At 34.9% G+C, this 19,093-nt stretch carries 20 protein-coding genes and 1 pseudogene; 9 read left to right on the top strand and 12 right to left on the bottom strand.

Annotation, left to right across the window (positions count from 1 at the left end):
- The 8 genes and pseudogenes from RM520_RS14460 to RM520_RS14425 all read left to right on the top strand — a co-directional run.
- A pseudogene (locus RM520_RS14460) lies at positions 1 to 1,156 on the top strand (hypothetical protein); the annotation flags it as partial.
- Between the two features lie 31 nt (positions 1,157 to 1,187).
- Positions 1,188 to 1,826 carry a hypothetical protein gene (locus RM520_RS14455; RefSeq protein ID WP_311388473.1) on the top strand — a complete coding sequence of 213 codons (639 nt, stop codon included), beginning with the start codon at positions 1,188 to 1,190 and terminating at the stop codon, positions 1,824 to 1,826.
- 76 nt (positions 1,827 to 1,902) lie between these two features.
- Positions 1,903 to 3,876: a T9SS type B sorting domain-containing protein gene (locus tag RM520_RS14450; RefSeq protein WP_311388476.1), complete on the top strand. Its 1,974-nt coding sequence runs from the start codon at positions 1,903 to 1,905 to the stop codon at positions 3,874 to 3,876.
- A gap of 59 nt (positions 3,877 to 3,935) precedes the next feature.
- The gene (locus RM520_RS14445; RefSeq protein WP_409220557.1) at positions 3,936 to 4,835 is read left to right on the top strand and encodes a PorP/SprF family type IX secretion system membrane protein; all 900 of its coding nucleotides are present in this window, start codon (positions 3,936 to 3,938) and stop codon (positions 4,833 to 4,835) included.
- Positions 4,836 to 4,911: 76 nt separating this feature from the next.
- Positions 4,912 to 5,445 carry an isopentenyl-diphosphate Delta-isomerase gene (idi, locus tag RM520_RS14440; protein ID WP_311388472.1) on the top strand — a complete coding sequence of 178 codons (534 nt, stop codon included), beginning with the start codon at positions 4,912 to 4,914 and terminating at the stop codon, positions 5,443 to 5,445.
- Complete coding sequence (locus tag RM520_RS14435) at positions 5,436 to 5,843, top strand: 6-pyruvoyl trahydropterin synthase family protein (protein WP_311386267.1); 408 nt, start codon at positions 5,436 to 5,438, stop codon at positions 5,841 to 5,843. The genes idi and RM520_RS14435 overlap by 10 nt, the downstream gene beginning before the upstream one ends.
- Positions 5,844 to 5,854: 11 nt before the next feature.
- Positions 5,855 to 6,823 carry a type I phosphomannose isomerase catalytic subunit gene (locus tag RM520_RS14430; RefSeq protein ID WP_311388471.1) on the top strand — a complete coding sequence of 323 codons (969 nt, stop codon included), beginning with the start codon at positions 5,855 to 5,857 and terminating at the stop codon, positions 6,821 to 6,823.
- A 26-nt stretch (positions 6,824 to 6,849) separates the two neighbouring features.
- The gene (locus RM520_RS14425) at positions 6,850 to 7,119 is read left to right on the top strand and encodes a hypothetical protein (RefSeq protein ID WP_311386265.1); all 270 of its coding nucleotides are present in this window, start codon (positions 6,850 to 6,852) and stop codon (positions 7,117 to 7,119) included.
- Between the two features lie 4 nt (positions 7,120 to 7,123).
- Here the strand turns inward: RM520_RS14425 and RM520_RS14420 are convergent, their stop codons facing one another.
- From RM520_RS14420 to RM520_RS14380, 9 genes are all read right to left on the bottom strand, one after another.
- On the bottom strand, positions 7,124 to 7,825 hold the full coding sequence (locus tag RM520_RS14420) for a DUF4369 domain-containing protein (protein WP_311388470.1): 702 nt from the start codon (positions 7,823 to 7,825) through the stop codon (positions 7,124 to 7,126).
- Between the two features lie 44 nt (positions 7,826 to 7,869).
- Positions 7,870 to 9,132 (bottom strand): DUF819 family protein, encoded by a 1,263-nt coding sequence (locus RM520_RS14415; protein ID WP_311388469.1) that lies wholly within the window; start codon positions 9,130 to 9,132, stop codon positions 7,870 to 7,872.
- Positions 9,133 to 9,174: 42 nt separating this feature from the next.
- Entirely contained in the window at positions 9,175 to 11,373 is a 2,199-nt protein-coding gene (locus RM520_RS14410) for a DUF5916 domain-containing protein (RefSeq protein WP_311388468.1), read from the bottom strand.
- Positions 11,374 to 11,484: 111 nt separating this feature from the next.
- Entirely contained in the window at positions 11,485 to 13,683 is a 2,199-nt protein-coding gene (locus tag RM520_RS14405) for a DUF5916 domain-containing protein (RefSeq protein ID WP_311388467.1), read from the bottom strand.
- Positions 13,684 to 13,745: 62 nt separating this feature from the next.
- Complete coding sequence (locus RM520_RS14400; RefSeq protein ID WP_311386260.1) at positions 13,746 to 13,919, bottom strand: type II toxin-antitoxin system antitoxin; 174 nt, start codon at positions 13,917 to 13,919, stop codon at positions 13,746 to 13,748.
- Positions 13,912 to 14,841, bottom strand: coding sequence for an alpha/beta hydrolase (locus RM520_RS14395; protein ID WP_311388466.1), 930 nt, complete (start codon positions 14,839 to 14,841; stop codon positions 13,912 to 13,914). Before RM520_RS14395 ends, RM520_RS14400 begins: the two co-directional genes overlap by 8 nt.
- A complete protein-coding gene (locus RM520_RS14390) occupies positions 14,838 to 14,996 on the bottom strand; it encodes a DUF4177 domain-containing protein (protein ID WP_311386258.1) in 159 nt (52 codons plus the stop codon). Before RM520_RS14390 ends, RM520_RS14395 begins: the two co-directional genes overlap by 4 nt.
- Complete coding sequence (locus RM520_RS14385) at positions 14,983 to 15,489, bottom strand: hypothetical protein (RefSeq protein WP_311386257.1); 507 nt, start codon at positions 15,487 to 15,489, stop codon at positions 14,983 to 14,985. The genes RM520_RS14390 and RM520_RS14385 overlap by 14 nt, the downstream gene beginning before the upstream one ends.
- 4 nt (positions 15,490 to 15,493) lie before the next feature.
- Positions 15,494 to 16,354, bottom strand: coding sequence for an SPFH domain-containing protein (locus tag RM520_RS14380; protein WP_311388465.1), 861 nt, complete (start codon positions 16,352 to 16,354; stop codon positions 15,494 to 15,496).
- A gap of 144 nt (positions 16,355 to 16,498) precedes the next feature.
- Between RM520_RS14380 and RM520_RS14375 the strand changes: the two genes are divergently transcribed.
- Positions 16,499 to 17,272 (top strand): S1/P1 nuclease, encoded by a 774-nt coding sequence (locus tag RM520_RS14375; protein WP_311386255.1) that lies wholly within the window; start codon positions 16,499 to 16,501, stop codon positions 17,270 to 17,272.
- A gap of 3 nt (positions 17,273 to 17,275) precedes the next feature.
- Here RM520_RS14375 and RM520_RS14370 read toward each other — a convergent pair whose 3' ends face one another.
- From RM520_RS14370 to RM520_RS14360, 3 genes are read right to left on the bottom strand one after another with little or no spacing between them, the layout of a single operon-like run.
- Positions 17,276 to 17,551 carry a TIGR03643 family protein gene (locus RM520_RS14370; RefSeq protein ID WP_311386254.1) on the bottom strand — a complete coding sequence of 92 codons (276 nt, stop codon included), beginning with the start codon at positions 17,549 to 17,551 and terminating at the stop codon, positions 17,276 to 17,278.
- A gap of 40 nt (positions 17,552 to 17,591) precedes the next feature.
- Positions 17,592 to 18,188 carry an alpha-ketoglutarate-dependent dioxygenase AlkB family protein gene (locus tag RM520_RS14365; RefSeq protein ID WP_311386253.1) on the bottom strand — a complete coding sequence of 199 codons (597 nt, stop codon included), beginning with the start codon at positions 18,186 to 18,188 and terminating at the stop codon, positions 17,592 to 17,594.
- Between the two features lies 1 nt (position 18,189).
- Complete coding sequence (locus RM520_RS14360; RefSeq protein WP_311386252.1) at positions 18,190 to 19,080, bottom strand: AraC family transcriptional regulator; 891 nt, start codon at positions 19,078 to 19,080, stop codon at positions 18,190 to 18,192.
- Between the last annotated feature and the right edge of the window lie 13 nt (positions 19,081 to 19,093).

Below are 19,093 nucleotides of genomic sequence, written 5' to 3'. Positions count from 1 at the left end.
CGGTGCCCAAGGCCCACAAGGATTACCTGGAGCCGATGGAGCAGACGGAGCAGATGGTGCCCAAGGCCCTGCCGGTCCAGCCGGGGCAACAGGTGCAACTGGTCCAACAGGAGCACAAGGTCCACAAGGTAATGTAGGTCCACAAGGTGACCCCGGTCCAACAGGAGCAACTGGAGCAACAGGTGCCCAAGGCCCAACAGGTCCACAAGGTCCGGCAGGGGATCCAGCATCAGACAATCAGAATGCATCTGAGGTACCAGTGACAGATACAGCAGGAAATTTTACAGCAACAGATGTTGAAGGTGCTCTAACGGAACTGGCAAATCAGATTTCTGGAGATGAATTAACCACCACTGTCGTAGCAGGTAATGGTATTGATGTTACAAGTACCGTAGCTGGAAATAACACCGAATACACAGTATCAGGAAGAGTAAGTGCTGTCGCAGGTAACAATCTTTTTGTTTTTGCCGATGGTTTTTGGGCAGCCGATAACCAATCAGCAGGAGAGGTTCCTTTTACACCTGCAGGAAATATTAGTAGTATTGATGTACAAACAGCTTTAGAAGAATTAGATGGAGATATCACCGCACATAATTCAGCCGACCAGGATTTAAGTACTACAAACGAGTTAATAACTAGATTTGAAGTTAATGGTACTAACCTTGAAATAGAAGAAGCTGGAACAACACGTCAGGTAGCATTATCTGATATCGGTTCTGATGACCAAGAAGCCGATGAAGTTGATTTAGCAACCGATGTTGATCTTGATGCAGATGGAATAGATGAAACAACGGTACAAGCAGCTTTAAGTGTTTTAGATGCTATGCCTAAAATTTACGCAACTGGAAAAGTCGCGGGCACAGGTGTAGCAGCATCAATTTACGGAGCAACCGTTTCTAGAATTAATGAAGGTGATTATCAAGTTACTTTTAGTGCAGCTGCCGCAAATGCTAATTATATTATTCAATTAGTAACATTTGATTGTGGCGGTGATTGTCCTGGTAATACAGGTTCTGACTATGATGACCCAGGTATTACTTATTATGACCAACTAGCCTCTGGGTTTAAAATAAATATTGGCGATAGTGATAATGGTGCTACTCAAAAAGATGACATTGATTTAGAATTTATGTTCACTGTTATTGTTTTACCATAAACAAATAAACTAACCAAGAAGTTAAAGATTAATGAAGAAGTTAATAACAGTTATAGGATTGTTCATTATTTGCCTTCCGGCAAATGCACAAATTGAAGGAACTTCAATACCTAGTATTCCTCAACTTACTGCGGCCGAAATGACAACAATTACGTCACCCAATATTGGATCATCTGTTTTTGTTACCGATGACCAAAAAGTATATATGTATACTACATCTGGCTGGGTTACGACTGATGTACAAAATGCAGGAGAAGTAAATTTAATAAGCCCAATCGATATGGATGAAGGTGGACTTCCTTCGCCTACTGACGAAACAACGGTAGAACAAGCTTTACAAGCAATAGCGCCAATCACGTCAGCTTCAGGAAGAATATTTTACCCTCCATCGATAGCAATTGATGCTTCAACAAATATAGTTAATGCAACAAAAGATTTATATGCGGAATACGTAGCTCAATTTGCTTCAGTCAATACTATTGCTAGTGACGGGGCTCCAAGTGCAGTACCTATTTATGCAGCAAGTGAATTGTATTACTATGTTACTTATTTTGATCCTGCGGTATTCGCGAATATTGAAATAAGCAACACTGGAGTTATGGAATATGACATTATAGGTCAACCTGCAGATTACAATTCATTACTAAATATAGTATTTGTAGTAAAATAACGTTTAAAAACGACCCCAAATCGATTTGAAATATCTAAAAACATATAAAACTTCTTTTCTAAGTATTGCTTTTGTAATGCTTGGGATGGCAGTTACTAACGCCCAGTTTTTATTACAGGCTCCAAATAGTGGCGATGAGAATAATTATCGCTGGTACGAAGCTCAAGATACTACTACTGTTCTAGGAACTGATTCGTTTTACGAAGCAACTCAACCCGGTGTTTATTTTGCAACTTATGACGGTACACTGTGCGGTTCAAATGCAACGGGGTATTTTATATTAACTAATTGTAACGCCCCAGATAATCAAGTTACTTTAGATATTACGGCAAATGTACCGGCCACTGCAACTGTAAGTTGGAACCCAGCTTTATCAGGTGATCAATCACAACCAACAGTAGTTGCTACTGAGGATGTTGAGCGTTATGTCGCTACCATAAATAAGGCAGGTAATTCTTCTGAATTACCAATATTCACAGTAGTTTGTTTAAATCAAGCGGCTGACCTTTTTGATGATTTTATTACGGTTAACGAAGATGAATTTGTAACCGTTCCAATTTATGATAACGATTCCGGTTTGCCAGATTCTGGAACACTTACGACTACAGACCCAGCAAACGGTTCTGTAACAATAGATGACAATGGAACACCGAACGATCCAAGTGATGATATGGTAACTTACACGCCAGACCCGGATTATAATGGTCCTGATTCATTTGATTACACAGTTTGTAATACCGCTGGTGATTGTAGTACCGCAACAGTGACAATAGATGTACTTCCGATAGTAGACACTTTTGATGATTCAGTAACTACAGATGAAAATGTAACAGTCGATATTCCTTGGAGTCTGAATGACAATGATTTACCAAATGTGGGGACTTTTTCTAATACAGACCCAGCTAATGGTACTGTTATTTTGAATGATAACGGAACACCAAATGATCCATCAGATGATGATATTGATTATGTTCCAAACCCAGGTTTTACAGGAACTGATAGTTTTGAATATACCGTTTGTGATGATTTAGGTAATTGTGATACTGCAACTATCACTATAATCGTAATTGACGATATGGTGTCCAATATTGATGCCGATAATGATGGTATCATAGATAGTTTTGAAGATTTGAATCTTGATGGTGATAATGACCCAACGACAGACCCAACAGATAGCGATGAGGATGGAATTCCTGATTATTTAGATATCGATAGTGATGATGATGGGGTGCCTGATAATGTTGAAGGGCAAAGTACCGATGATTATATTGCGCCGAGTGGTGTTGATTTAAACACCAATGGCCTTGACGATGCTTATGAGAATGATGGAAATATTGGTATAATACCAGTTGATACGGATGGAGACGGCTTACCTGATTACGTTGATGAAGATAGTGATAATGATGGTGTGCCTGACAATATTGAAGCTCATGATTTTGATCAAGACGGTATCCCTGATGTGGTTTGGACTGGATCTGATAAAGATATGGATGGCCTTGATGATGGTTACGAAGGTGATACTCAGATTGACGAAGACGTGAATGATGAGATAGATGATCCATTGGGCGATTTGCCAAATACTGATCAGGATGGTGAGTCTGATTACCGAGATTTTGATGATGACGATGATGGTATAGAAACTGTAGATGAAGATTTAAATGCTGATGGTGATTTTGCCAATGATGATTCAGATGATGATGGCGTTCCTAACTATTTAGATCCAGATTTAGGACCTACTCAGGTTGATGAAATTGAAGTATTTAATGTATTAACTCCAAATGGAGATGGAGTGCATGATGTACTTAGAATAGCGAACATAGAAGATTATCCAAACAATACCGTAAAAATTTATAACAGATGGGGCGTATTGGTTTTTGTGACCAAGTCCTATAACTCCTCAGGCAATGTCTTTGATGGTACCTCTACAGGTAGAGTTACTATAAATCAAGACAATAAGCTTCCAGTTGGAACGTATTTCTATATCATAGATTACGAAGACCTAACTGGTAACGTGAAACAATTGTCAGGTTACATATACATTAATAGGTAAAAGAAAAGACTGTGGAGAAGCGTTTAAAAAATATTATAAGAATTTTGGGATTGCCCATTATGCTGATGTCATTCAACATAGCTTTGGCACAGCAAGATGCCCAGTACACACAATATATGTATAACACTGTGAGTGTTAATCCAGCATATGCCGGTTCAAGAGGGCATATGAGTATAGGTGCTTTGTATCGCGCTCAATGGGTGGGTCTCGAAGGAGCACCTGAGACACAAACTTTTAATATTCATACACCTTTAGGATATCGCGGAGTAGGTGCCGGAGTATCAATTGTGAATGATATTATCGGTCCGACATCAGAAACCTATTTCGATGTGGATTTTTCATATACCGTTTTAACGGGTATCGATGGTAAACTTAGTTTCGGATTAAAAGCTGGTGCACATTTGTTAGATATAAAATTCTCAGAGCTAAATCAAGACACAGGCCAGGGAGCAGACCCAACATTACAGCAGAATATTGACAATCGTTTTTCACCTAATGTAGGGGCTGGAGTATATTATCATACTCAAAATTTTTATGCTGGCTTATCAATTCCAAGATTTTTAGAAACTACTCATTTTGATGAATCATCATTGTCAACTGCAGCTGAACAAATGAACTGGTATTTTATTTCGGGTTACGTTTGGGATGTAAATGCCTTTTTAAAATTTAAACCAGCTATTCTTGCTAAGGCTACCCAGGGAGCACCTTTACAAGTAGATGTATCAGCAAATTTCATGTATAATGAAAAATTCGTGCTTGGAGCTGCATATAGATGGGATGCCGCTTTTAGTGGGTTGGCAGGGTTTCAGATTTCTGATCAGTTCTTAATTGGTATTGCATATGATAGAGAGATAACAGATTTAGGAGCCACTACTTTTAATGACGGTTCTTTTGAAATAGTATTGCGTTATGATTTCATTAGAACGGTAGGTAACTTAAAATCTCCAAGATTCTTTTAGATTTACCCTATAACTACATAAGTATTTCTGACTATTAAGTTGAATAGTTTTCTTTTAAAGGTTATATTTTTGCCTTATGGAAGAGAAAGTCATTTTAGTTGATCATAATAATCAACAGTTAGGTCTAATGCCTAAAATGGAAGCTCATGAAAAAGCTGTATTACATAGAGCATTTTCTGTCTTTGTAATGAACGACAAAGGCGAAACAATGCTACAGCAACGTGCAGCACACAAATATCACTCCCCTTTACTTTGGACAAATACATGTTGCAGTCATCAACGTGATGGAGAAACTAATATTGAAGCTGGTAAACGCAGATTAGTAGAAGAAATGGGCTTTGAAGTGAATTTGAAAGAGGTATTTTCATTTATTTATAAAGCGCCGTTTGATAATGGTTTAACTGAGCATGAATACGATCATGTAATGGTTGGATACTCCAACTTAGAACCAAAGATTAACCCTGATGAAGTTCAAGCATGGAAATGGATGCAACCGGAGGCGATAAAAAACGACATTGCAAAAAACCCTGATGTATATACAGCATGGTTTAAAATCATTTTTGACCGATTTTATGATTATTTAATTGAAAATCAGAAACCATGCGCGTAAAAATTAGTAGAAAAGCCCATTTTAATGCGGCACATCGTTTATACCGACCCGATTGGAGTTTTGAAAAGAATGACGCTATATTTGGTAAATGTAATAATCCAAAATTTCATGGTCATAATTATGATTTAATAGTAAGCGTTACTGGTGAAATCGATAAAGAAACGGGTTATGTCATGGATATGAAAGTTTTGAAAGACCTCATTAAAGATGAAGTAGAAGAAGCTTTTGATCATAAAAACTTAAATGTCGACGTTCCTGATTTTAAAGAATTAAATCCTACTGCAGAAAACATTGCAGTTGTCATATGGAACAAATTGAGACCTCATATTAATTCCGATAATGAAATAGAGGTAGTCTTGTACGAAACGCCGCGTAATTTCGTTACCTACTCAGGTTAATCATTCTAATTATGAATTTGTATCCTTTAAAATTCGAACCCATTCTAAAAGAACGACTTTGGGGTGGTACTAAGCTAAAAGAAGTTCTGAATAAGTCAATTGAAAGTGATATTACCGGTGAAAGCTGGGAACTTTCAACTGTTAAAGGTGATGTTTCTGTTGTTGCTAATGGTGATTTAAAAGGTAATTCATTGCAAGATTTGATAAATGAATATGAAGACTTATTATTAGGAGAAAGTATCGTACAACGCTTTGGACGAGAATTTCCAATCTTAATTAAGTTTATTGATGCCAAGCAAGATTTATCTATTCAGCTACACCCAAATGACCAACTCGCAAAAGAACGCCATGATTCTTTTGGTAAAACGGAAATGTGGTACATTATGGATGCTGATCCAGGATCTAATTTAATCGTTGGTTTTAATAAGGATGTTAAAAAGGAAGAATACAAAGAAAGTGTTGAAAATGACACACTTTTGGATCTTTTAAACTATGAAGCAGTAGAAGAAGGTGATACTTTTTTTATAAATACAGGTAAGATTCATGCTATCGGAGCTGGAGTGTTACTGGCTGAAATTCAGCAAACTTCAGATGTTACTTATCGCATTTTTGATTTTAATAGAAGAGATAAAAACGGCAACTTAAGAGAGCTACATACTGATATGGCTCTAGAGGCTATCGACTATAGTAAAAAAGACGATTTTAAAGTTAATTATGAGCGTAAAATAAATCAATCTAACCAAATGGTAGATTGCCCTTATTTTAAAACAAACGCACTACATCTTACCGAAAACCTAATACAGGATATTAAAACAAGAGATTCTTTTACAATTCTCATGTGTGTTAAAGGAGGCGCAAATATTGCTAATGATTACGGTACTTGTGAAATTGAAAAAGGCGAAACTGTTTTAATCCCTGCCTCAAGTAGTACACTAGAAATTATAACAAATAGTGCACACCTTTTAGAAGTAACGATTTAATTGGTATTTTTGAGTAAAACGATATTATGGCAAGCATCCGTGATTTAAAAAAGGACATTAATTTTGTTCTTGGCGATATAATAGAGGCTGTGTACCAATGGGAGGCAGCAACTGATAATAAAAATTCTGCAGAAGGGTCTAGTTTAGTGGATAAAGCCATTGAAGCTTTCGACTATTTGATGGACAAGGTGAATACCAATGCAGAAGACAAAAAAGCTCATTTTAAAACTGTGCGCAGTGAATTAGAAGCAAAAGCAACAGAGCTAGTTGAAAAACTAAATGCATTGCCTAGCTAATTCTTTATTTGTTAAGTGTCTTCAAATGTTCTTTTAGAGCTTTTCCATATTTTGACTTAGCAACTTCTTCTGTTAAGTTATTATAAATAGAATCTAAATATTTAGGGTTTGCATCCGAAATTTCTGTTAATGCTACGTAAGGCGCTATAAATGAATCGGTATTTGTTAGCGCAAAGTTTGTGGTGTATTTATATCGACTCACAAAATTCTTTTCACTTATTATTTTTAAGGAGTCCAGCTTTGATTTATTTTCTTTGATTTCTGGCAAAAGACTACTTTGAAAAATTTCAATATCTCTAGTGTTGAATTTTGTTATCATCGCATTGAATTCTGAAAGTTTGTCTTGTGATTTAGATCCTGAAACTTCAGATTTGGTATCAACAGTATTCCATGCAGTTTTTATATATATTAAGCCTGGTTCACCAAAAAAGGTAATTCTATCATTTATAGTATTATTGTCAGCTTTATCTAAATACAAATAAAAAATTTCAGGACTCTCTACTTCATGATTAAAAGTAAAATTACCGTCACCTTTTAATGCTATTGAATCTATGTTCGTTAAGGTAGAATCTTTAAGATGTTGTAAATAAAGCATACCTTTTTTAAGACCCGCTATATTACCATTTATTGTCATGGTATTTTTAGTCGCTTTTTCGCAAGCACCAAGTATTGAAATTAAAATAAATACTAAAAGTAATTTCTTCATGTCTGAAATTTGAAAGCGCAAATATCGAGAAAGTGTTTGTCTTTTTAAACTTTTGAAGCGACTTCCATTAAAAGTGCACATAAATAGGCCCCTCCGGTACCAACAACGTAACCAAAAACTGCTAATAAAATGCCCACAGAAGTAAGAGAAGGATGAAATTCCGCAGCTACAACTGGTGCTGAAGCAGCTCCGCCTACATTTGCCTGACTGCCGACGGCTAGAAAGAAAAAAGGAGCTTTAACAAGTTTAGCCACTATAATAAGAAGTGCGGCGTGAATTAAAATCCAAATTAGACCTATTACTATTAAACCTGGGTTTTCAAATACCGCTCCTAAATCCATTTTCATGCCAATTGTGGCAACTAAAATATAAATGAAAACGCTACCTATTTTACTGGCTCCGGCACCTTCATAGTTTTTGGCTTTAGTAAATGAAAGGCCAATACCAATTGAAGTAGCAAAAACGACCATCCAAAGAAATTTTGATCCCAGAGATGATAGCACTTTGTCTTTATCGCGGATTACTTCAAAAGTATTTTCTAAAAATTCAGCAAAGTGATTGCCTAAAAAATGAGCAAGGCCAACTCCTGCAAATGCATAAAGTAAAAGCATCATAAAATCATGAAGAGAGGTCACTCTTGCAATTTTAGCTGTATGCTCAGACACTTTGATTTTTAGTGCTTCAATTGAAGATGTATCGGCTTTAAGCCACGAGTCAATTTTTTTGGTTTTACCTACACCAAGTAAAATAACAGCCATCCATAAATTTGCTACTACAATATCAATCAAAACCATACCTCCATATTTTTCTTGATTGAACTCAAATACTTCAAGCATAGCGGCTTGATTAGCCCCACCACCAATCCAACTACCTGCAATTGTGGCTAAACCTCTCCAAACAGCATCGGGACCAACACCGCCAACTGTTTCAGGCGAGAATATTGAAACAATTAAAATAGCTATTGGTCCACCTATGACAATACCTGCCGTACCCGTTAAAAACATAATCAATGCCTTGGATCCTAAATTCAAAATTGCCTTTAAATCAATACTTAAAGTCATCAATATTAAAGCTGCAGGTAATAAATAGCGACTAGCTATGTAGTAGGTTTGAGAACTTTTTTCATCAATAATTCCTGTACTTGCTAATATGGATGGTAATAAATAACACATCAAGACCGTAGGTATAACGGCGTAGAATTTTTTCCAAAAGGTTGTCTTTAATGAAGAGGTATAGAAAACGAGGCCTAGACACAAGGCTAAAAGACCAAAAATAACAGTGTCTTCGGTAAAAGGTAGTTGGTTCATAAGTTGAAGCTATTGCCTCAAATATAGCAAAATCAAAAAGAGCTAGATGTTCAACCAGTAGGTGAATTTTAAGTTTATAGAACGACTTCTAGGCATGAAAGTATTAACGAAATAGTTGTCATTATAGACAATAAATAAATCTGACAGTGGTGCAAAACGCCATTGCACTCTAGAATTGAAACCTAAATTATCACGTTGGTTACTGTATTGTACAAGTGTAGACCAGAAAATAGATTTGTTTAAAGTGATGTTGATTCTTGGACTAATTAACCATAAATCTGCACTTGGATAAGGGTCTGGAAGGGTAATTTTATCGTAATTGACGTTCAACGAAAGAAATACTTTGGGTTGCAAACGCAAACTCATATCGCCTTCAAAAGAAAAACGTGTACCATTGTAAAAATCGCCATATTGGGGTTCTAGAGAATAAGAAAAGACTTTCCGTCTATCAGAACGAAACTGTATTTCAAATGCTGTATAATTATAACCAATATCAGCAGGTAATTCTACAGCACCATCCGTACCAGTAGGGTCAAAAGTATCTGTTAAAAAGGTATACCTATTAAACATTCGAACAGAAATTTCTTGTTGTTGTTTGAATTGGGCACTCCAGGAACTAAAAATAGTGTAATCTGTATTTTGATAATCTAAAGTTGGCCTCCAAATAAAATTAGGACTAAACCTAAAACCATGAGTATTTAGTTTACCTTTTTTAGGCCAAAAATTATATTCTGCAAAAGGACGAGCTGCAATAATATCAGTTCGTCTAATAAAACCTAAATCCGATCTAAAATCGTCGCCTATATAATTACCTCTAACTCCAAAATTGACATTTCTAGAGTTATATCTTAGGTCCACGCCAGTAGAACTGTCTTCATCTCCTATATCAGTTGCGAAAGACTTATGATAGTAAAATTTACCGACCCAAGTATTGTCAGCAGAAGCAAGGTTGTAATCGAGGCCAACAACTCTATTATATCTATCAGATGCTTCTACAAAATCATAATCTTTAAAAGTTTCACGATTCACAAAAATGAAGCTTAGATTAGATCTTGAGAACATCTTCTTTTGAAGGGCAAATACAGTATTGTTATTACTTGCTATTTCATTTGATATATCTTCTTCCGTTTGAAGGTTTAAAAGGCCTAAACGCCAATTTTCATTTAATTTGCCGCTTAACCGCATTCCGCCAATAATACCATTTTCAACACTTTCACCGTCAATATCTTGTGCTATACCAATTCGTCTTGAAAAAAATGGATTAGCATCACGGCGACTGCCAAAGCTTGCAAAAAGATCATTGTTGTCAACAAAAAATTGACGCCTTTCGGGTAATGCAACTTCAAAGCGAGTTAGGTTAGTGATAAAATTATCGACTTCAACGGTCGAAAAATCTGGATTTAGGGTCAAATCTAGATTTAAACTATTGCCAACAGCAATCTTTGCGTCTCCACCGACACTCAACGTGTTTAGGTTATCATTGGTTTCAAAATCTTTAGCGCTAATAGCGTTAACATAAGGTATTAAAGCTATTGGAGTTCTAGACTTGCCTAGAGGCTTTTCAAACACCATATCGCCCATAAAGGCCAAACTAAATATCAACTGGTTTTGTGGTATTTCTATCCAAGTACTAGTCTCATTTGATTGGGTGTCAAATCGATAACTATTCATACGCCATTTAGTTTCACCTTCTTTAAATTTAAATGATGTTAAAGGAATGGCCCATTCTGTAACGTAGTAACCATCATAAATTTTCGATTCGCCACGCCATTTTACATCCCAAGAGGTCGTAAAACCATTAAGGTCAAAACCACCACCTGATATTAATGCTTCTCTTCTTACGCCATATGGGTTTGAGCCAAATAAAAATGCATTAGTACCATCGTTAAAAGTATCAAACATGATACTAATGTTGTCATTACCACCAGCTCTAAAGTCACGTTGTAAAGAAGGTACTACATAGTCATCACCTGAAGTATATATTTTACTGCCAACATAAAGAGTAGTGCTGCTGTAAAGCATTTTAATCTCAGTTTGCTGTTCAGCTAGAATAGAATCAGAAGGAAAATATTGTTGAAAATTATTCGCACTTTCAGCTTTTTCCCAAATAGCTTCATCTAATATGCCATCTATTTTTATTTCTTCTTCTATAAATTTTACTGTGAATGATTTGGGATTAGTTTGCGCATTACCAATTAAAAAAAAACATAAAAGAAATGGTAAAAGGTAAGTTTTTGGCATATGTTGGTTTGAATTAGCGCCCAAATTTAAGTCTTACGCACGTTAAAAAAATCCCAAAAGACTATAGATAAAATCTATAAAGTATAAGAAAGTATAAAATTAAAAATTGTTTTAGATGTTTAACCAGTATGTCAATTTCAAGTTTATAGAACGACTTCTTGGCATAAACGAGTTCACAAAATAATTGTCATTATAAACAATAAATAGATCAGATAGCGGAGCAAAACGCCATTGTAGTCTAGAGTTAATACCTAAATTATCACGTTGATTACTGTACTGAACGAGTGTAGACCAAAATACAGATTTACTAAAAGTGATATTGGCTCTGGGGCTAATTAACCATATGTCAGCAGTAGAATAAGGGTCAGGTAATTCTATATGGTCATACTGAGCGTTAAAACCAATATTTACTTTAGGGATAAAGCGCAAAGTGAAACTTGTTTCCATTGAAAAGCGATTCCCGTTGAAAAAACCTCCATAACTAGGACGTATGGAATATGAAAACAGTTTGCGATTGTCAGATTGATATGAAAGTTGAAAATTATTAAAATGAAAGCCCTGATCTGCAGGTAAGGCCAAAGCATCATCCTTACCAGTCGGTTCAAATTCACTTGTCAAATAAACGAATCTTTTCTCAAAACCTATTTGCAACTGTTCTAAAGTTTTAAAGACACCAGTAACGTTTGCAAAGAAATTATAATCAGAATATAAAAAATCAAGATTCGGTCTCCATGTTACTAAACTAAACAATTGACCTTCGTATCTATTTATTTTTCCTTTTTTAGGCCATAACCGCCCTTCAAGGATATTGGCTACTTTAAAGATATCTTTTCTGCGAATAAAGCCTAAATCAGAATTAAATTCTTCGTCAACAGAAACGACATCAATAACAGCCGTGAGATTACGGGTGTTTTTGCCTAAGTTAAATCCTAGTGAGTAATTTCCATCGTTATCTCCAGGTTGAAAAGACTTATGTGCATAGAATTTACCGGTCCAGCTATTATCTGCAGAGGCCAAGTTATAGTCCAATCCAATTACTCGATTGTATTCTTCATCTTCTGGCAAAAACGAATCCGCTTTAATTGCTTGTCTATTAATGAAGAAAACTCCTAAGTTGGATCTTGAGAATAACTTTTGCTGTAGCGCGAACATCATGTTATTATTAGAAGGTATTTCATTTTCTGAATCTTCTTCTGTCTGAATATTAAGAAATCCGAGTCGAAGGTTTTGATTTAATTTTCCACTTAAGCGTAGGCCACCAATAATCCTATTTTCAATTGTGTTGTCTGCAGTATCTACCGCGATGCCAATTCTCCTTGAAAAGAAAGGATTAGCATCTCTGCCACCACCAAAACTTCCGAAGAGGTCATTATTGTCCACAAAAAACTGACGCCTTTCCGGCAAGGCTACTTCAAAACGAGTCAGATTTGTTATGAAATTATCTACTTCAACTGTCGAGAAATCGGGATTTATAGTTAAGTCAAGATTAAGGCTATTGCCTACAGCTATTTTTGCATCTGCTCCTACTTTAAAATTATTAAGACTCGTACTATTCTCAAAATCTTTGGCACTAATACCATTTAAATAAGGAATTAAAGCTAAGGGAGTTCTTGATTTTCCTAAGGGTTTTTCAAAAATCATATCGCCCATAAATGCTAAACTAAAGATGAACTGATTTTGTGGAATTTTCATCCAAGTGGTACGTTCATTAGTTTGCATATCTAAGCGATAACTATTAAAACGGAACTTAGTTTCTCCCTCTTTAAATTTAAAAGAGGTTAATGGTATGGCCATCTCTGCAATAAAATGATTGTCATATATCTTAGATTCTCCTCGCCATTTTACGTCCCATGAAGTCGTAAAACCATTTCTTGTAATACCTCCACCAGAAATCAATGCTTCTCTTCTCACACCAAATGGGTTAATACCAAAAAGAAATGCGTTTGTTCCATCATTAAAAGTGTCAAATACCAAACTAATTTGATCTATTCCACCGCCTCTAAAATCGCGTTGTAATGAATTGGTTAAAAAATCTCTTCCTTCTGCATTAGCCTTTATGGCAATATATAAGGTTTTATTGTCGTACAACATTTTGATATCTGTCTGTTGTATTGCCATTACAGAGTCCGATGGGAAATATTGATGAAAATCTTTAGCACTTTCTGCTTTTTCCCAAACAGATTCATCAAGAATGCCATCAATTTTAATCTCTTCCGTAATAAGTTTTACAGTAAAAGATTTCTCTTGATTTTGTGCATTGGATTGAAAAATAATGAAAAGAAAGAATAGCGAAGCGTAAATCTTTGCCATAGGTTATAATAAATTAGTCAATCAAATTTAAGCTATACGGATGTTAAAAAAATGTAAAAGAACTAGTCTTTTTCTGCTTTCTTGTTCTTTGGTTCTCGTTTAGCATCTTTCAGACTTTTCATGAGCATCCATTCAATTTGTCCATTGGTGCTACGAAATTCATCACTGGCCCATTTTTCAATAGCTTTAAGCATTTCTTCATTTACTCGCAATGCGAAAGCTTTTTTCTTACTCATTTTCTTTAATAAATTCAGTAACGGTAAGCACTAATTCGGTCGATATTGGAAATGTTGAGTCAGTATATGATTGTAGATTTTCAGTACTGTCTTCAACAGTCTTCAATAGGTGATTCATTTTCTTAATGATTACCAATTTGGCATCTGGTTTGGACGCTGATAACAACTTAGCATCTTCAATTTTAACTTGAGAATCTTCATCGCCATTAATTATAAGAGTTGGCAAGGTTAGTTTTTTAATTTCCTCAATGGGATCAAGTAGTATCCATTCCTTTAAAAATTGTTGATTTCTAGGTTGAAATATCGCCATTAAAAATGGATTCACTTCTTGTATCGTGTCCGTGGTAAGTAATTCTGTAATATGCATTTCTGTGGCTTTGCCAAGATCGCCTTGTTGAGCCGTAATTTGAGAAATAAGAGTTGTGCCAATATCAGTACCTGGTCCAGCTAGTGAAGTATAGGTTTTACAATTTTCGTTAGCAATTAACATACCTACCAAAGAGCCCTGGCTGTGCCCAATTAAATGTATACTATTAAAACGTTTGTCTTTTTTAAAATAATCAATGTTGATTTTTGCATCTTCCACTAAATCATTAAAACTGATTTCATTGAATAAATTCAAATTATCAGCGTTTGATGTACGTTTATCATAACGATAAAATGCGATACCTTTTGAATTCAAACTATCGGCAAAACTCTTTATATAATTAGTACTTGATAAAATACCTTGATTTCCATTTCTATCAATATTGCCCGATCCATGAATAAAAATAACCAAAGGTTGAGGTTTATTATTTTCCAAATAACTTAAAGTACCGGGTAATTTAATTTCATAGTTGGTGAGGAGTATTTCTTCTGAAACTACTTCTTGCGAAAAAATACTACCAAAAATAAATAACGCTAATAGAGTTAATTTTTTCATCGATTTTTATCTCTTTCGAAAACTAATCTGGCTGAATTTTCGGCAAATTGTTTTAGTTGCCAACCTTGCTTAGCATATTCGTTTAATGTATTTTCCAATCTTTGGTCATTGTTGGATAATCCCATTTTCCAACTAACCACTTTATATTCCTTCATTATTAAAATATTTATTGATAACTAGTTGAGCTTCTTTTGGTTTTTGAGTGCCTAAAAGAATATTTTTTCCATTCTTTAACTTTATTTGAATACCTTGGTTACCTTTTACATTAAACGCTGTCCCACCCATACCAATTTTATACCCCCATCCACCATATTCACTAATGGGACGGTAAGTTCTGGTTTGACAATTTTCTATTTCGTTCCAAGTAATTAACTTCATAGTTCTATGAAAAGGAAAGAACTTATATTGAATACCTTTTTCGTCAATTTCAATGTAAAGTTTAAACATGAAAATCAACAACAAAGTAGCTACTAACAAAACGATGACAAGAATTTGTGAATCATAATCATAAGGCCCTACCTTGTCTACGGAATGTTCATGAAGAAACCACTTGATGCAGACATAAATTAAAAAACCAAAACAAGGAATTGTTGTAAGGAGATGGAGCCACCATTGATTAAACCATTGTTTTTCTACAAATACTCTCATTATCTTAATGATTTAAAGTGCCAGTATTTAAAACGGGTGAAGCATCTTTATCTGAACAAAGAACAACCATTAGATTACTCACCATTGCTGCTTTTCTTTCTTCATCTAAATCGACAATTTCTTTTTCACCTAATTCTTCTAAGGCCATCTCTACCATACTGACAGCTCCTTCAACAATTTTGTGTCTGGCAGCTACAATTGCCGTTGCTTGCTGTCTTTTTAGCATGGCATTAGCTATTTCTTGAGCGTAGGCTAAATATCCTATTCTTGCTTCTAGCACCTCTATTCCTGCCATTTGAAGTCTATCTTGAATCTCTTTCTCTAAAGCTTCACTAACTTCATTAACGCTTGAACGAAGCGTAATATCCTCTTCAATTCCTTCATCAGCAAAATTGTCATAAGGATACATACTAGCTAGTTTACGAACAGCTGCATCTGTTTGTACACGTACAAAATTTTTATAGTCGTCCACATCAAATGCTGCTTTATAAGTATCTGTAACCCTCCAAACTAAAATGGTGCTAATCATAACAGGGTTACCTAGTTTGTCATTCACCTTTAACCGTTCACTATCGAAATTACTAGCTCTTAATGAAATCTTCTTTTTTGAGAATAAGGGGTTAACCCAAAAAAGACCGTTTCTTTTTATGGTGCCTACGTATTTTCCAAAAAGCAATAACACTCTAGAGCTATTCGGGTTTACCAATACCAAACCCAAAGAAGTAATAAGGCCTAAAAATATAGAAAGGCCGAACCAAGGTGTTCCGAATTGAATTAAAGCGGCTATACCTCCTAAAAATAGTATTAGACTAATAAATAACATAAAGTAACCATTTAAAGGAGCTATTATTTTTTCATTTGTCATGATATGATTGATTTTGTGATATTAAAATGATATCATAAATATATTGAATTAAAATGAATTTTACAAATATTATTAAAAGTTGAAATTTTTCAAACTATCAAAGATTGACTTATATAGATTGTATTTTTGAAAAAAAATAATCTTATGAGAATTCTCTTTTTTCTTGCATTCTTTATTTCAATTACCTGTCACGGCAATTTGATTTGGTCCAAAACTGGACACAGAGTTACGGGCCATATTGCTGAAAAACATTTGACTAGAAAAGCAAAAAGAGCAATAAATGATTTACTTGATGGCCATAGCCTGGCTTTCGCTTCGACTTTTGCGGATGAGATTAAAGCCGATCGGAGTTTTTCTAAATATTCTGCTTGGCATTATGTCAATTACCCTATGGATATCAGATACGAAGACTCAGAGAAAAGTAAATATGGTGATGTGGTTATGGGTATTGAAACTTGTAAGCATATTATTAGCGATAAAAATAGCTCTCGGGAAGATAAAGTTTTTCATTTAAAAATGTTGATTCATTTAGTAGGTGATTTGCACCAACCTATGCATGCTGGTAAGGGCGATGATCGTGGTGGTAACGATATTCAGTTGCAATGGTTTGATGAGGGTACAAATCTTCATCGTGTGTGGGATTCTAATCTTATTAATTCATATGGTATGACTTACTATGAGCTAGGTGATGAATTAGAAGAAAGTGTTGATAAAAAAAAGAAATTAGAAATACAAGCCGGTAGTCTTTATGATTGGGTTCATGAATCTCATCAAAAAGCAGTTGAGGTATACGCTTCTGTTGAAGTTGGAGAAAAGCTTCGTTATCAATATGGTTATAAATATAACAAGCTTTTGTTCGAACAATTACAAAAAGGAGGATTCCGTTTGGCGAAAGTGCTTAATGAGATTTTTAGTTGAGATTTATCTTTTAGAAACTTTATTTCCTGAAATATTTTTTTGTCTAGAGCATTTAAATCTATCTACTTCTCCACCTCTTAATTTAGCGTGTTTGGTAGCTCTGCCCTGTACTCTTTTTCGCCACATTCTAAAACTACTAGGCTTCATTTCACGGCGCATGATTTCAATGGTTTCTTGTTCCGATATTCCAAACTGAAAAGTAATAGCCTCAAAAGGTGTCCGATCTTCCCAAGCCATTTCAATGATTCGGTCTAATTCTCTCTCTGTAAATTCTTTCATAGCGATACAAAGATAAGTTTATATCAGATACCTCAATAAATCATTTAATTATCCTAAATGTCAAATTTATTCGTTCTTCAACGTTTCTTGAAGTTTTGGCAATTTGATGTTGCCATTGATGTTGCGTTTCGCCCTTCATTAATAACAAGCTGCCATGTTCTAGAAGTAATTTCTGTTTTAAGGTCTTATCCTTTTTATATCTTAAATGAAAAAAGCGCTCTTGTCCTAAACTGATGGAGGCAATTATTGGGTTTTTGCCTAATTCTTTTTCATCATCCGAATGCCATCCATTACTATCTTTTCCATCACGATATAAGTTTAAAAGACAAGAGGTGAACTCAGAAGGAATTATCTCTTCAATTGAAGATTTTATTTGTAATAGTTCATCATTAAATACATGAGGATGCATTGTGATGTTAGAATAGGAGTAGGGTCTGTCATTATTCGCATATAGCGCAGTTAAACGAGGTTGCTCATAAGTCTTACCGAAAATAGTTATATCATCTTGCTGCCATGGCACATTGTTTTTTAGTGCTTCAAAATAGTAATTAGCTTTCTCGTGACTAAGAAAACTAGGATAATAGGTAATATCTGATTCAGGTAAGCTTAAATGCACCTTATCCTCAAAAAGTCTCATTTTATTGAAGAACTGTTTTTAGCTGATTTCTATATTCAGAGGGGTTTTGACCTGTGAATGTTTTGAATGATTTATTAAAATGAGAAAAATTATTAAACCCACTTTCAAAACAGACTTCAGTAATACTCATATTTTGCTCTGCTAATAGTTTTGAAGCATGCACCAACCTGTATTCATTGACAAATTGAACAAAAGTTTTATTGGTAATTTTCTTGAAGTATCTACAAAATGAAGGCACAGTCATACTAACAAGGTCAGCTATTTCATCAAGACTGATATCCTCTTTAAAATTTGTTTTTACAAAATTGAAAACAATGTTGATACGGTCATTGTCTTTTATTTCGGTCTGTATAGCAAACCCCTCTGCATTAAGTACTTTAAATTCATCAGAAGAGCTAAGTTCATTAAGAATATTTAAAATTGAAAGTAATCTTTGAAAATCAGTTTGATATTCTAATACTTCCATTTTTTCACCAACTTTTTTCTTTGTTTTTCCACTGAAAGCCACACCGCCTTTGGCCATATTAAATAGCTTTTGAATGTTCTTCATTTCTGGAATCTCGAAAAAATCATTACCCAAAAAGTCAGGTTTCATCTGAATCATGGTTTCACTTTTATTCCCGGTGAGCTTATCGGTAAATCCACAATGGGGAAGATTAGAGCCAATTAATATAAGATCTCCATCTCCAAAATAAGATACATGACTGCCTATCTGTCTTTTTCCAGAACCACCATTAATATAAACGAGTTCAAGTTCAGGGTGAAAATGCCAGGAAGTGAAGGTGTTTTCATTGCCCTCATCGAATTTTTTATAGGTAAAAGAATGGCCGAAACTTGGAGCTATAGCTTCAAATGCTGGTTTCTTCTTATTAAGTGTTAGAGTCTTTTCCATAAAGTAAAATTAT

The sequence above is a fragment of the Croceitalea vernalis genome (assembly GCF_031846405.1).
GTDB lineage: Bacteria > Bacteroidota > Bacteroidia > Flavobacteriales > Flavobacteriaceae > Croceitalea > Croceitalea vernalis.
Note: the sequence above shows the minus strand (reverse complement) of the source record. Positions and strands in the feature narration are given on the sequence as shown.